Raw genomic sequence first — 16,201 nt, 5'->3', positions numbered from 1 at the left:
CTTTTATTTCATAAGGAAAGAAAATGAAATATTATCTTGATATCACTTTATTGCCAGAAGCCGACATTACCCTTGGTTTCATTTGGCAAAAGGTTTACCAACAAGTGCATATTGCCTTGGTTGATAACAAAGTGAGCGACAATGAGTCTGCTATTGCCGTTAGTTTTCCTCGTTATAGTACTGAAAAAAGTGGTGAGCACGCATTTCCGTTAGGCAACCAATTAAGGCTGCTAGCAAATGAACAATCACAGCTAACAGAGTTAAATATTGCTAAATGGTTAAATCGTTTTGAAGATTACGTTCATATAAAGTCGATTAAGCCTGTGCCAGAAAAGGTAACACAAGTTGCTTTTGTCAGGCAGCAAGTTAAAGGCGAATCTCGAATAGAAAAAGACATGCTGAGTAAGGCTGAGCGTTGGGCAGAAAAATCAGGGCAACCAATTGACACTTGTTTAGTTGAGCTTGAAAAAAGTAAACCCAAAGCAGATAACTCATTACCCTTTATTTGGTTAGAAAGCCAAGAAACTAAACAGCGTAATGTATCGGATAGTCGTAAATTTCCACTGTTTATCAAAAAGGTAGAGGTTACTGAGCAACAAGTTGGAACGTTTAATTGCTATGGTTTAAGTGCGAATCAAAGCAATAAAGAAAACCTGGCAAGTATTCCCCAGTTTTAACCTTTATTTTTGTTCTTTAAAAATTAGAAACTAAAACAATAAGTTACAATTTGCTGTGAAAAGTAGGTAAAAATTCATATTTTACCTTAACAGCTTGTTGTAACTTATTTTTTGCATGATATTCTATTGTTCACCGCCACACAGGCAGCTTAGAAAAACAAACTTTTTTGTTGGGCGGTTAGCACATCGTTCACCGCCACACAGGCAGCTTAGAAATCATCAACCGAACAACCAGCATCAACGGCTTTGTTCACCGCCACACAGGCAGCTTAGAAACATCCCCTTGTATATCGCCGGTAGATTTTACTGTTCACCGCCACACAGGCAGCTTAGAAAGTGCGAAAAAAGCGAAGCAGAGTATTTTTCAAGTTCACCGCCACACAGGCAGCTTAGAAAGAGGAGGATTCATTAATCCAAGGGAGACTAATGTTCACCGCCACACAGGCAGCTTAGAAAAACGTGTTTGCGGATATGTAGCAACAATGCAAGTTCACCGCCACACAGGCAGCTTAGAAATTACACCGAGGTGAGATTTGTTTCAACCTGTTGTTCACCGCCACACAGGCAGCTTAGAAATCCATGTCCAGATACCAAAATTTGTTCTTTGTGTTCACCGCCACACAGGCAGCTTAGAAAGGTTAGCAACACACTCTCGCTAGGATGGTAAGGTTCACCGCCACACAGGCAGCTTAGAAATTGCCCAAAAAGGTTTAGTTGTCCCTCCCCAAGTTCACCGCCACACAGGCAGCTTAGAAATTGCGTAGAGCTTGACCCTTGTTGACCCTTTAGTTCACCGCCACACAGGCAGCTTAGAAATCAACAATATTGAATCGGCTAGTTATGAGATAGTTCACCGCCACACAGGCAGCTTAGAAAATCATTTCGCACCCAAACGATAGCCACTAAGTGTTCACCGCCACACAGGCAGCTTAGAAATCTAAGTAAAAGCCGTTAGTGTATGTAGCGTCGTTCACCGCCACACAGGCAGCTTAGAAACAATCGTGATTTGTTGAAAAATACTCTGCTTCGTTCACCGCCACACAGGCAGCTTAGAAATTAAGGTTTTTTGACAAAGAGCTTTACGACATGTTCACCGCCACACAGGCAGCTTAGAAATATACGGAACTCACCCCCGTGGTACTCCCCTGGTTCACCGCCACACAGGCAGCTTAGAAAAAAAGGTAGCCCTAAACCCAAACCTAAGCGCAGTTCACCGCCACACAGGCAGCTTAGAAAAACACCACTATTTATTATTAAGCTCCTTAAAGGTTCACCGCCACACAGGCAGCTTAGAAATTGGCGGCAGTGACTGCGAGGTTTATTAATGTGTTCACCGCCACACAGGCAGCTTAGAAAGACCCCCCGTTTTAACCTGTAGCCAATACGCTGTTCACCGCCACACAGGCAGCTTAGAAACCAATGAGTGATCAACAAGCCACAACCCAATAGTTCACCGCCACACAGGCAGCTTAGAAAAGTTGCACCGCTTACAGGTGACCCGTTTTTATGTTCACCGCCACACAGGCAGCTTAGAAATTCTGATGGCCCATTAAAAACTGGGATCGCGTGTTCACCGCCACACAGGCAGCTTAGAAATATACAGCCAAGTGTTAGCCTAATCTTGACCGGTTCACCGCCACACAGGCAGCTTAGAAAATACAACAATGAGGTGCTGCGACCATCACATAGTTCACCGCCACACAGGCAGCTTAGAAATATCGTGTCTGACGGTAACATCGTTGAATCGGGTTCACCGCCACACAGGCAGCTTAGAAAACAATAAACCAATATGATAGTATGTTGGCAAAGTTCACCGCCACACAGGCAGCTTAGAAAAACAAGGCATCACTTGCCGCTATTGCAGGTTTGTTCACCGCCACACAGGCAGCTTAGAAAATGGCCAAGCAAATGTTTGTCACTAACGATGAGTTCACCGCCACACAGGCTGCTTAGAAAAGCAGCAAGCCCAAGGGGGTGCAGTATTTCCCGTTCACCGCCACACAGGCAGCTTAGAAATCTGCTATGAATTTTCACTAACATAATTGTGCGTTCACCGCCACACAGGCAGCTTAGAAAACAGGCAATCGTATTGATTGGGGTCGAGTCCAGTTCACCGCCACACAGGCAGCTTAGAAATACTAGCACTAATTGTAAATAGCTAGATTTACGTTCACCGCCACACAGGCAGCTTAGAAAAGATTGAAAACTATCGACTACATCACCAAAGCGTTCACCGCCACACAGGCAGCTTAGAAATTCCAATTCAACTATCTGTAAATCTGCATCACGTTCACCGCCACACAGGCAGCTTAGAAAATTAGGGCACAAAGTAACCGCTATTGATGCGAGTTCACCGCCACACAGGCAGCTTAGAAAAAATCGAAATGACCATCATTCACAGCGGCGATGTTCACCGCCACACAGGCAGCTTAGAAAAGACCCCATCAATCGACCCTGAAATATCCAAAGTTCACCGCCACACAGGCAGCTTAGAAATTAATGAAAGCGGCGCGGAATCAGTTAAGCGCGTTCACCGCCACACAGGCAGCTTAGAAAAACCAACGAGCAATCCTAGTGTGTTCAAATGTGTTCACCGCCACACAGGCAGCTTAGAAATGTCTCATTATTTACAAGTATGTTATCGCCGTGTTCACCGCCACACAGGCAGCTTAGAAATTCTCTAGCCGATTCTATTTGCTTAACTACGTGTTCACCGCCACACAGGCAGCTTAGAAACAGAAGATCCCATGAAGAGTTCAGCTCCATATGTTCACCGCCACACAGGCAGCTTAGAAATATATACTTAGATGCTGACGGGGTGTTCATGAGTTCACCGCCACACAGGCAGCTTAGAAATTACCCGTTAATCGCGAGTGGTGGTTTTATTTGTTCACCGCCACACAGGCAGCTTAGAAAACACCGGCTTTGCAATATCGCATCACGCTGGGGTTCACCGCCACACAGGCAGCTTAGAAATTTATACACTTCAGCTCCTTCACGAACGCCAAGTTCACCGCCACACAGGCAGCTTAGAAAATTAACAACAGGCGTTAAACTTAGTCCTGTTGGTTCACCGCCACACAGGCAGCTTAGAAAAGATTGAAAACTATCGACTACATCACCAAAGCGTTCACCGCCACACAGGCAGCTTAGAAATTACGCCATTACAGCTTTAATTAAATTAGTAAGTTCACCGCCACACAGGCAGCTTAGAAAGTTTACATGCAATCGGCGGTTCAGCAGAAAATGTTCACCGCCACACAGGCAGCTTAGAAAACAAAGAGATCATCACCATGCTTGATGATTTAGTTCACCGCCACACAGGCAGCTTAGAAAAAAAACAGCTAACCCGCAAATGATGCTGTTAGGTTCACCGCCACACAGGCAGCTTAGAAATCTCAGACTGCCATTGGCTAAAGCCTTGCTCAGTTCACCGCCACACAGGCAGCTTAGAAAGCAGCAGAAAAAAGCCAAGCGCTTGCGGATAAGTTCACCGCCACACAGGCAGCTTAGAAAGACAAGACAAAACCCGCCATTGTGCGGGTTTTGTTCACCGCCACACAGGCAGCTTAGAAAAAGGATGGTATAAGAGCCCGACGGAGCAGGATGTTCACCGCCACACAGGCAGCTTAGAAAATCAACTGGAGCGTCAATAATGACACGCTTCAGTTCACCGCCACACAGGCAGCTTAGAAAGACAACGATAACCCCACTATACAAAATGGTAAGTTCACCGCCACACAGGCAGCTTAGAAACGCAATTCATTAACCATGGTTAAAAACTCTATGTTCACCGCCACACAGGCAGCTTAGAAATGCGCAGTGAGTCAGTTGGTATGCAATAGAATGTTCACCGCCACACAGGCAGCTTAGAAATTCGCTGCGTTTAACCTCAAAAAACTTATTGAGTTCACCGCCACACAGGCAGCTTAGAAAACGATAAAAACCCTGTCCCTGTGTTTATGGCAGTTCACCGCCACACAGGCAGCTTAGAAAGCCAAGATAGAACGCCCGCAAAGCCTCGTTAAGTTCACCGCCACACAGGCAGCTTAGAAAATCACCAGTGGCTAGCTAAACGCGAGAACAAGGTTCACCGCCACACAGGCAGCTTAGAAATAAGCCTAGTTTCTCTTTAGCTGTGCGGGTATGTTCACCGCCACACAGGCAGCTTAGAAACATCTGGCGGAACAACTAGCACGTATTGGTTTGTTCACCGCCACACAGGCAGCTTAGAAAGATCAACTGTTATTCCCGCAAACGTTTATCAAGTTCACCGCCACACAGGCAGCTTAGAAAAGCGGCCGCAGGAGCTACTATCACAGAAGAAAGTTCACCGCCACACAGGCAGCTTAGAAAATACTGGGTCATTCCACGGCAACTTTAACCGCGTTCACCGCCACACAGGCAGCTTAGAAAAGGCAAACAAAAAATTCTATCAGTATTCGTTTGTTCACCGCCACACAGGCAGCTTAGAAACATCAGGAGGTACTATCTGATATGGTTCATTTCGTTCACCGCCACACAGGCAGCTTAGAAACATTCAAAGTGAATTAGAAAAACTGAGGTGCCGTTCACCGCCACACAGGCAGCTTAGAAAAATATAATCAACGCATCTGCGTTCACGGCACTGTTCACCGCCACACAGGCAGCTTAGAAATTATGATGACACTGGTACGTTTAGCTGTGATTGTTCACCGCCACACAGGCAGCTTAGAAATGCATCGTTAACCGACATTAAGCCCCGCAGTAGTTCACCGCCACACAGGCAGCTTAGAAATTTCATTGCTAGGTTTGCCGATAAGTATTTAAGTTCACCGCCACACAGGCAGCTTAGAAAAGACTAGTCGAACCGCCCCTTCACCTTTAATTGTTCACCGCCACACAGGCAGCTTAGAAATCAATCTAGGGCAAGGTGATATTGCTGCGATTGTTCACCGCCACACAGGCAGCTTAGAAAGCCCACTTTCAATTCATTAAGTTTTAAAAATTGTTCACCGCCACACAGGCAGCTTAGAAATAAACGTGACGTGTTACTGCCAAAGTGGTTGCGTTCACCGCCACACAGGCAGCTTAGAAATTAAAAGATTAAGAGCTGCTTTGCAGTGATGAGTTCACCGCCACACAGGCAGCTTAGAAAATCAAGGGAACGCATAAAGACGCTTTCTGATTGTTCACCGCCACACAGGCAGCTTAGAAATAAAGGTGGAATGTGCGCAACATGTAAAAATAGTTCACCGCCACACAGGCAGCTTAGAAATACCAATACAACAAGACGAGGGTCTGAACGTAGTTCACCGCCACACAGGCAGCTTAGAAAATTCAATGTATGTCGCCCAGCCCCGTGGCTTTTGTTCACCGCCACACAGGCAGCTTAGAAAGCACACATGGCTATTTGGCTGCGGTGGTAGCTGTTCACCGCCACACAGGCAGCTTAGAAAACCAGCTGGAGGTTCGCTATCATGCAAAAAAGGTTCACCGCCACACAGGCAGCTTAGAAATCCAAAAATAAGCATTGGCACTAGCTGCACCAGTTCACCGCCACACAGGCAGCTTAGAAAAGATGGTGAGAATATTCTCATAGGCTGCCACTGTTCACCGCCACACAGGCAGCTTAGAAAGTAGTACGTACCACCATAAAAAACCCCTCCCGGTTCACCGCCACACAGGCAGCTTAGAAAGTCCCACAGCGATGCGCCTTGCTCTAGTCTATGTTCACCGCCACACAGGCAGCTTAGAAATGTAGGGATTTGAGTATTGATTATTTCCGCTGGTTCACCGCCACACAGGCAGCTTAGAAACGCAAAAAAGACCAGCACCACAGCCACAACAAAGTTCACCGCCACACAGGCAGCTTAGAAATATCTGAGTTGCCAACGGAAAACATGCCATTTGTTCACCGCCACACAGGCAGCTTAGAAATTATAGCTGACGGACGTATTTTGCAGGAAATAGTTCACCGCCACACAGGCAGCTTAGAAATTGCTCATTAAATACTGGCTTACCATCTTCAAGTTCACCGCCACACAGGCAGCTTAGAAATTGGACAAGCTAGGTTGTCAGGGTTTAAAAACGTTCACCGCCACACAGGCAGCTTAGAAAACGCAGCAGAATCCGTAAACAAGCGCACAAAGGTTCACCGCCACACAGGCAGCTTAGAAATGCTGTGCACAGGTATGGCTTCGCCTTAAATCGTTCACCGCCACACAGGCAGCTTAGAAATAAAGGTGGCATGTGCGCAACATGTAAAAATAGTTCACCGCCACACAGGCAGCTTAGAAAAATGGCGCGTCACGTTCACCTTGGCTGAATATGTTCACCGCCACACAGGCAGCTTAGAAAGCCTTGGGTGATTGCGGTAAATGTAAATCGTCGTTCACCGCCACACAGGCAGCTTAGAAAAACGGGCTAGCCATTGGCGGGGGCGCGGCTTGGTTCACCGCCACACAGGCAGCTTAGAAACAATAAGACCATTGCTTTTACAATAGCAGTAGGTTCACCGCCACACAGGCAGCTTAGAAAGCCAAGGTCGAAATGGCCAACGATGCCATGTAGTTCACCGCCACACAGGCAGCTTAGAAATGTACCGCTATCTGTTGACCCGCTCGAACCGTGTTCACCGCCACACAGGCAGCTTAGAAAGGCCAACAGTTCAAACAAACATTGGTATTTTTGTTCACCGCCACACAGGCAGCTTAGAAAAGCAACCCGTTTTTATACCATTGCAAAGTGTCGTTCACCGCCACACAGGCAGCTTAGAAATGACAATGTAGTGATTGGTGTTGCCAGCTGCAGTTCACCGCCACACAGGCAGCTTAGAAATAAAAAGATTGAGCATTGGATTAAGGGATATAGTTCACCGCCACACAGGCAGCTTAGAAAGTAATGGAATACGCCGTGCAATACGTCAGCAAGTTCACCGCCACACAGGCAGCTTAGAAATTTTTAAATCAATCATGATCATTACCCTCTTTGTTCACCGCCACACAGGCAGCTTAGAAAGGCCAGCGCATACATAATGCAATTTTCCAGATGTTCACCGCCACACAGGCAGCTTAGAAACGTAAGCATTGGATATTTTGTCTTAGAGCCTCGTTCACCGCCACACAGGCAGCTTAGAAAAACCAATAGAGTACGCATCGCAAGGCGAGCAAGTTCACCGCCACACAGGCAGCTTAGAAAATCTGAACATATACACCTCAATACGATACTGAGTTCACCGCCACACAGGCAGCTTAGAAAGCCAATACAGGCGCAAAGATTGCGCTTTCGGTGTTCACCGCCACACAGGCAGCTTAGAAAGAACGTGCATGTCGCTTTATGCAAAAGCTGGTGTTCACCGCCACACAGGCAGCTTAGAAATTTGGCACCAAACCAGACCACCAAGCGGTTAAGTTCACCGCCACACAGGCAGCTTAGAAAAGTCATCACAGGCATGCGCTTAACCTGGCGAAGTTCACCGCCACACAGGCAGCTTAGAAAAAAGCATCCGTGCTTCCTGATATGGTGCCATTGTTCACCGCCACACAGGCAGCTTAGAAAATTAAAAACACAGCAACAAGAACAAATGGGCAGTTCACCGCCACACAGGCAGCTTAGAAAATTAGATAACTGAAAATCATCAATAATGTATTGTTCACCGCCACACAGGCAGCTTAGAAAGATATAATCAACGCATCTGCGGTCACAGCACTGTTCACCGCCACACAGGCAGCTTAGAAAGCAATGTTGATTTTGGTGCGGGCAGTGGTTCAGTTCACCGCCACACAGGCAGCTTAGAAAATAAGCTGTCATTGTGAAGTGGCGAGGAAAAGGTTCACCGCCACACAGGCAGCTTAGAAATTTAACATGAGTCATCCGGTAATCATAGCGTTGTTCACCGCCACACAGGCAGCTTAGAAAATGCATGTATAGAATTTAACATCGGTAGCTTGGTTCACCGCCACACAGGCAGCTTAGAAATTCTAGTGCCAAGTGCTTAGTGACCTCGCTGGGTTCACCGCCACACAGGCAGCTTAGAAAAGAGATGATGATTGGCGGGATTATGGCAACGGGTTCACCGCCACACAGGCAGCTTAGAAAATGTAGCCCGAAACAATAAACGACGCATGAGTGTTCACCGCCACACAGGCAGCTTAGAAACGCAAAAAGCTATGCGGTCGGCCTTGACTTGAGTTCACCGCCACACAGGCAGCTTAGAAACAAGGGAAACGGCAATTTAGCCAGTTCACCGCCACACAGGCAGCTTAGAAATACTCAACTATATTTAAGTTCTCCCAAGGGAAGTTCACCGCCACACAGGCAGCTTAGAAAAAGAGTGATTTCATATTTTTACATTGCCACTACCCCCAGTGTCAGGATATTTGCTAACAGATACAAATTTCATATGAAATATTGGTGAGTATTTAGATTTACTTTTGCTACTACATAATTGTCTCGTAAGTGTTAAATCTGATTCTTTTTGGTTACGAAATACGGATTTAGTTTTGTACAGACAACTATTATTTAACATGTCCAGGTGTAAGGATTAATCTTTATTAATATACTGAAAATAAACCTCTTTTACTATTGACAAGAAATATTAAATTTGTAAAATTCTTTTGATCTTTCTTGGTTATATACATATATACCAAGAGCTAACCCGACCCCATGCAGGGTCTGGGTTAATTAAATTCTAGTGTTTTTTGCTAGAATTTGGTAAAGCAAAAAGAGCTTTCATTGAGATCAATAAAGAGCTTTAAAAAGCTTTTTTGAGATCAAAGAATAGAGGCGCAAAATAAATTTTTTTATATTTTATTGACGACAGTGTTCCTCGGTATTTTAAAAATACAGTATAGGCGTTACCCGCCTCATTTATAGATTAGTGAAACGCTACGACGCAGCCACCTGTCTGAACCTTTCATAATTTAGTCCTGCCAACGGTATGAATCATTTTGATATATTCGTTTATTGCCCAATAAATTGTCTATGCTTTAAGGGTGTACGTTGGCCTTCTCAGCACTTCTTTTCCTAATTTGACAATGGATAGTACAGCCCTATATAAGTCATTTATTGCATTATACTGCTATCAAATACCATTTTCTGTTGGAGTCGGCCTGTATGTTCAATGAAGCACATTCAGCATTAGTTGGTACATGCATCAATGCTCCTCATCATGAGTCATATAGCGATATAGAGCTTATTCGGCAGGGGTTAACCGCTGACATGCTAGCTAATGCGATGACGTTAACTGGCTTACCTAGGCGTGAATTAGAAACAGTATTAGGGGTAAAATTAAGACTTCACGATAAGCTGTTGCCAGCCATCGCGACCGAGCGTGTGTTGATGCTCATCAGTACTATTCAAGCAGGAACAGAATATTTTGGTACGCAAGATAAAATGCTTTTATGGCTAAAGACACCCAACCAGGCGTTTGCTAATCAACAACCGATAACACTATTAGATACCACCATTGGTATTGACATGGTTAATGCGACGATAACTAAGTTATCTTATGGCATGACGGCGTAACAACCTCAGTGGATTTACAGCGCGTTGACGACAATTTTAATTACCAAACTCTATTCCATCAACATTTTTTCAACGGCCAAATGCCGTTAGCCTAATGACGATTTCCCCTACGGTGCGAATAGTATGCCTTAGTCAATAATTCCTTTTGCCAACTTACGCTCAACCTCTGCTCGATTTTTTGATTTCATCTATCAATTCATTGACAGCATTGAGCTCAATGCCTTTTGCATATAGCTCGGTATCTAACACCTTGATTTTGCCATTGATGATGGGGCTATATAAATGAAACTTATGACTAAGCAATTTAAAAGCATTGAGTTTATGTGTTAACTGCTTGATATGTTGCTGAAGTACATTATAGTGGTTTTTTACCATGCTCTGATTATCAATGTGCTTATGTAAAGTACTGTCTGGTCTTTTGGATAGCATATGAATTGGGGCTTGTAGACTGAACCGTTGTTCATATTGTGCGTTGCGACTTCTTTTAGGAGAAAGCCGTTTCACAAAGTGGTGTTTCTCTAATCGATACAAGTGGTTATGCATGCATTTTCGAAGAATGGCGGCATCTTCAGTCTCATACGTATAGATAAGGGCTTGTAACAAATACTCAGTAGTAAACACGACGGGGCAATGTTTATTAATAATGTCTATAAAATCAACTTGTGTCATTTTGAAGGATTCGAGTTGTGAGTAAATAAACCCACGGATGCTAGCATCCGTGGGAGAGCGCTTAGCTAATAAGGCAGCGGCAAACTGATATTAGCTAAGTGATTAATCACCACAAAACACACTATAGTGTGTTTTAATTTAATCTACAAGATAAGAATGAAAAAAAATATTGCGATTGAGTTTGGAAAAAAACTCGCAGAAAAAAGAAAAGAAAAAGACATACTTCAGAAAGACCTGTCACAGCAATGCGGCTTTAGCCTCAACTATATCGGTATCGTAGAGCGCGGTGAGAAAAGCATCAGCTTAGAGAAAGTGTATGTTATTGCAGCGATTCTTGAATGCTCAGTGCATGATTTAATCCCAGACGAGAAAGCGATTTTACTTGAGGCTGAATAGCTTAAGACACAAGATTGTTGAGTAAAGTGAAGGTTTATTTAACGTTAGAAGAGACGATATGCTGCGTAATGCAGTTACGAGAATAATCTTATCGAAGCACGTCTAGAACAACTCTATGACAGTATTTGCGGTATAACGAGTATCAATGCTTTTTATGTATGATTCAAACTTGCAAAAGCCACTTAAGCACAAGATAAACGGCTAAGGTGGGTAAAGCTGCCAAATATAATTTTTGCCCATCAATATACAATCTCATCTAGCGATACTTTGTTTGTATTAAAAGTGATGACTGTAAAGTTGACTAAGTTACTGCATGCTATGACAGCTCAACAATGTCGGTAACATTACTGTGTCATGACGAAGCGTTAATACTTCCTCCCTCAGCCTTTTTTCTACATATTCAAAAAATAATTTACTCATAATATAAATTATTGACGATGATTTCAGTCATGTTAAACGTGTTCGCTATGACATTTAACACTGTGATTATGTAATGTTTTATTTTGTTTATTACGTTGTAATATTGACTTTTTAAAATATTAAAGTTATATAAATTATTGAAATATAAGCATTATTTTTGTTTTATGTGTTGTGTGTGTTTAAAAACATGTTAACCTACCCGCAAGAAAAGCGACCGCAGAGTCGCAAAGGGTTAGTTATGCAAGACTTGAGTATCAAGTTTTATGTTCAACAATATTTATCTTCTCGAAAATATGAAGTGGCACCTTCGACTTTACGTTCTGAGCGCTGCAAAGCATCAAAAATCATTAAAATAATGGGGAAGCGTTATATTGATTCTGTCACGCACAGTGACATTATTCAGTTGCGTCAAAAATTACATAAAAGCTATGTAAACAAATCAATTAATGAGTTTTATATCATTCTGCGTGCGATATTTAATAATGCGTTTCGCGATGGCGTGATAACCCGTAATCCAATGGAAGGCATTCAAAATTTAAGTGTTTGTCACGCTGAGCCAAATCCTTTCACTCGAGCTGAATTAACAGCGTTAGCACAAACAAACGTTAGATGTTTATCAGGGAAAAATGCTTTTCAGTTATGTGCGCTCACGGGGCTTCGTATAAGTGAGTTGTTGGCAATAAGCTGGGAAGATATTGACTTTATTAATGCAAAACTCAAAGTCAAAATTGCGTTAGTTGATAAACAATATAAAACTCCAAAAACCCCAGGTTCTCAACGTACAGTAGAGTTATGTGCTTCTGCTATTAGTATATTAACACAACAAAAATTGATTACAGGTCATCGAAAAGCTAGAAAAATATCAGTGCTTCAACGCGACAATAAAACGAAAAAAATAGAAAATTTATCACTCGTTTTCTACAACACTCAGACAAATCAGCCTTTTCTAAGTGCGAAACAATTTAATAAAACGTTTTTCACACCATTCTTAATATCGGCCGAGGTGAAGCACCGCGGCGCAGGACAACTTAGACACACTTTTGCAAGTCAAGCTCTGACATCTGGTGTCTCAAAAGAGTGGATAGCCCGACAACTAGGGCACGAAAGCACTGCAATGATTGACATCCACTATGCACGCTGGATGTGTGCAGATGCACCTGATTTTGTTAATAGAGTTGAGCAACAGTTTAGCGGCATTTTTACTCAAGCTAATACTCAAGAAGCAGATATTACATCGACATTAATTCATCAAGGGGAATTGTCACCAAAGCAAAATACTGTGCCTCCCTCGGTCAGCGCTCAAACATCAGCACTAACGACCATTATCAACAATGACATTTCGCTCACATCGAGTCAGCTAAAAGCCTTTTTACAGCAACACCCGCAAGTATTGATGCAATGCATTAGCCAGTTACTTGGGCAGCCTGACAGGGAGGGAATGTGATGAGTCTTATATCGGTATTTTTCTCTATTTTTAATTGTACTATGAATAAAAACGGCCGAGCGATGGGTAATACAAGCCTGGCTCATTCACTGCGAATAAATGCACCTAAAGGTAACGTGCTACATCTCAATGAGCTAGAAAAAATATCGCATTCAGATAGTCATTATTTACCGGAATGGAATGAGGAATTAACTCAAAACAATCTCATTGCATTGCCGGATGGCAATGTCGTTGCTTTAGATAGCTTGTCAGATGAGCAAAAACACAGTCTAAAAGAACGATTACTAGGGCCAGAGAAAGGCCGGGCTGATGATAAACGCAGAAAAGTAAAATCCAAAGCTAAAAATAAATTGAACAAATGGGTGACGGGTGGTGCGCTTTTGGGTGAGGCTGCTGAGTTCATCGTTCAAATTTTGTCAAGCGAAGACACTATCGATATCTGTCAGGCGCTAAATACTTTTGAGTCATTCGATATGACGCGAAAAGACCAGCGCGTAAAGCAACTGTTTAATTACTTAGAAACGCATAACAAACTCATTCCAGTGCCCCGAACGCGCAATGCCACTAAGTTTCAAGAAGTCTTATTTAAAATTCCAGCCGTGAATAATATCAGTGCAGAGCAGGTAAGCCATCTTGATATGATGGGGGCGCTAAAGCAGTTTATCTCATCTCACTACCCTGACTACCCTATAGAAATGATGATATTACATGATGATGAACGGCTCACTAATGAAAATCATGTCGGTCATGTTCACGCATATATCTCTGGAATGAATTCTATCACTGGTAACTATGATTTAAGGGTTGCACAAATTAAACGCATTAACGTTTATCTGCGAGAGAATGGTCAATCAGATGAGTGTCTAAATGAGTCTGGGCGCATGACAAAAAAGCAGAGTTCAAAAATTACTTATCATATGCAGAGAATGTTTAATGATTATATCAATAAACATCTTTTTGAACCTTGCGGTTTACGTGCAGAGTTCAATGATAAGACCCAAATTGATAATGAACGGCTCGCAAGAATGAAGAAAGAAAGCAAGAAATCAAAATCTTCCAGAGAATTTCAATTTGCCACCCAAGTGATTGAGAAGGCCAAAGAAGCTGAAGTTACTTTATTAAAAACACAGCAGATGCAATCCATTGCAGATGAGCAACTGGCTAACACAAAGCGCAAGTTAGCAAAAAAAGAATCAAGGTTAATCATATTGGATGAAAATATTGCTCAAAGGGAAGGCATGCTGGCTCAGATTGAGGGAAGAGAGAGAAAAGTTGCCTCTATAATGTTTTCGATGCTGGAAGGGCTTGCGTCTAGAACTTTTTTCAGGGCTCAAAAGCAGCCTGAATTAACTAAGAAATTCTTTACTCCTATCGTCTACAAATTTACTGAATATCTGCCAGCTTTTTTACAACCCGCATTCCAGAGACTTGTCACCGTACTTGAGGATAAGGAATTAGTGAATAAATTGGCTGAAAACAATCATGATGAATTAAACAGGAAAGATGATGACTTATCAATGTAGATAAACTCCATCTCAGTTGTTCTAAATGAACAACAGCGTTTATGGTTTAAGCCAACTAAAAAGTCCGCCTTTGAGGTGGATTTTTTTACGTTTAAAGATAATCAAGACGGGTTATTTTTATGGTGAGGGATAACGGATTTTTATTGGTGGCAATTGAAATGTTTGATGGAGATGAGGATATGGATGAGTTCGAGAGATTGCGTGTTCAGTTGAGCAGATAGAGGAGTAGTAACGAGTTGGTTCTGTATAAAAATGATGTATGGGGGGATCACATTTGATTGATTTAATATTGATAATTTAGGGCTTCGCCACAAATATTGGTATGGTCAATTTGGGCTGTGCTTGTGCCCCACTTGGCACGAGCACTGCCAAATATGGCTCAGTTGCTGGTAAAACAAGCAAAACAAGAACAAAAATGACGGTCAGCACTGGACGAGGCCCGAGAAACTGTAAATATTTCACTACAGCAGAGAGCGAGCGGTTTTAGAGGCTAATATTTTTCGCTCTCTAGGAGAGTAAAAAACGTACAAAAAGTTGCTGTATTTAATTATTAGCTTTTTTATGCCCATAAAAATGCAATTAAGTGCGTACAGGAGCTAATTTTTACCCTAATCGGCTAATTTATCACACCGACAGTATTTTATTTGAGTATTGATAACAACAACGAAAAGCTTTCAAGATTAACCCATTTGTTTAATGGGATTACAGTGAAACCCGGTACGCAACTATCCCACTTTTGGTTCCCAAAAGATCGGATAGTTGCTACGGGCAAAGGGGTACCCCTTTGAACCCCAACAGCCAACTAAAGACAGTAGCATTCAATTAGTTGGAATGCTTCAATAACCCTAATCGGTTATGAGTAACAATTAGGTCTAATGAAGTGAAAAATAATCAATTTGATGATCCCTCTGTTTTACCCTGGTATCAAGACAACACTTCTTAGAGAAAGCATGAGCATGAGGCGATCAAATTTAATCATAACCAATAGTAAAACTGCAAAACCTAATGGTGAATCTCCTAAAACTCGATTATTGATAATGCTTCGATTTTCTCTTCGATTAGTGGTTAAAAAATAATTTCGAAAAGTTGATTTTATTATGTTGACAGAATGTAAAATTGAGCATATTTTCTTCGGATTCGAGTATCAGCAACTTTAAATTTGCAAATGGATTTCAATATATGCACAAAAGGATGTTTTCCCCTACATTAAGAAGATTGAACATAGGTTTAGTATTTTTTTATTTTGTAGGATTACCTTCTATTGCAGCTAATCAATCTGTATCGTTCGATGTATTAAACAACACCAGTTATGACGGCTGCGCTTATTCAGGTGAAGTCGCCATTTCTGTTGAGTATGATTTGGTTGAATCGAACGTTGGTCAGTTAATTGTTTCTGCTGTTAACTCAGGTCGGTCTTATGAGCTAACAAAGAAAGATGTTGAACACGGTCCGGGCAGTACTGTATTTGTCTTTGAGCTACAAGAGTGCATTGAACGTATCGATGTAGCCCTTACCCCCTTTTAAATTCCAATTATCAACCTTTATTATTACGTGAAAGTAAGGAT

The 16,201-nt window shown here is 42.5% G+C and carries 7 protein-coding genes, 1 pseudogene and 1 CRISPR repeat array; of the genes and pseudogenes, 6 read left to right on the top strand and 2 right to left on the bottom strand.

The features are described 5' to 3' along the window. The first annotated feature begins 23 nt into the window (after positions 1-23). A complete protein-coding gene (gene cas6f / locus HNW13_RS14215; protein WP_192116047.1) occupies positions 24-677 on the top strand; it encodes a type I-F CRISPR-associated endoribonuclease Cas6/Csy4 in 654 nt (217 codons plus the stop codon). A 128-nt stretch (positions 678-805) separates the two neighbouring features. Further along, positions 806-8,987: direct repeats of the CRISPR family, unit length 28 nt; unit sequence GTTCACCGCCACACAGGCAGCTTAGAAA. A 586-nt stretch (positions 8,988-9,573) separates the two neighbouring features. Here cas6f and HNW13_RS14210 read toward each other — a convergent pair. Beyond that, a pseudogene (locus HNW13_RS14210) lies at positions 9,574-9,738 on the bottom strand (IS4 family transposase); the annotation flags it as partial. A gap of 35 nt (positions 9,739-9,773) precedes the next feature. Here HNW13_RS14210 and HNW13_RS14205 point away from each other — a divergent pair. Continuing rightward, entirely contained in the window at positions 9,774-10,184 is a 411-nt protein-coding gene (locus HNW13_RS14205; RefSeq protein ID WP_192116046.1) for an antitoxin Xre/MbcA/ParS toxin-binding domain-containing protein, read from the top strand. 159 nt (positions 10,185-10,343) lie between these two features. Here HNW13_RS14205 and HNW13_RS14200 read toward each other — a convergent pair whose 3' ends face one another. Further along, complete coding sequence (locus HNW13_RS14200; protein WP_192116045.1) at positions 10,344-10,853, bottom strand: hypothetical protein; 510 nt, start codon at positions 10,851-10,853, stop codon at positions 10,344-10,346. Between the two features lie 156 nt (positions 10,854-11,009). Between HNW13_RS14200 and HNW13_RS14195 the strand changes: the two genes are divergently transcribed. From HNW13_RS14195 to HNW13_RS14180, 4 genes are all read left to right on the top strand, one after another. Next, a complete protein-coding gene (locus tag HNW13_RS14195) occupies positions 11,010-11,249 on the top strand; it encodes a helix-turn-helix transcriptional regulator (protein ID WP_192116044.1) in 240 nt (79 codons plus the stop codon). A 595-nt stretch (positions 11,250-11,844) separates the two neighbouring features. Continuing rightward, complete coding sequence (locus HNW13_RS14190; RefSeq protein WP_208062881.1) at positions 11,845-13,113, top strand: site-specific integrase; 1,269 nt, start codon at positions 11,845-11,847, stop codon at positions 13,111-13,113. Then, positions 13,113-14,636, top strand: coding sequence for a hypothetical protein (locus tag HNW13_RS14185; protein WP_192116043.1), 1,524 nt, complete (start codon positions 13,113-13,115; stop codon positions 14,634-14,636). Before HNW13_RS14190 ends, HNW13_RS14185 begins: the two co-directional genes overlap by 1 nt. Before the next feature lie 1,179 nt (positions 14,637-15,815). Then, entirely contained in the window at positions 15,816-16,160 is a 345-nt protein-coding gene (locus HNW13_RS14180; RefSeq protein ID WP_192116042.1) for a hypothetical protein, read from the top strand. Positions 16,161-16,201: the final 41 nt, after the last annotated feature.

The sequence above is a fragment of the Shewanella sp. BF02_Schw genome, from assembly GCF_014596695.2.
Lineage (GTDB): Bacteria > Pseudomonadota > Gammaproteobacteria > Enterobacterales > Shewanellaceae > Shewanella.
Note: the sequence above shows the minus strand (reverse complement) of the source record. Positions and strands in the feature narration are given on the sequence as shown.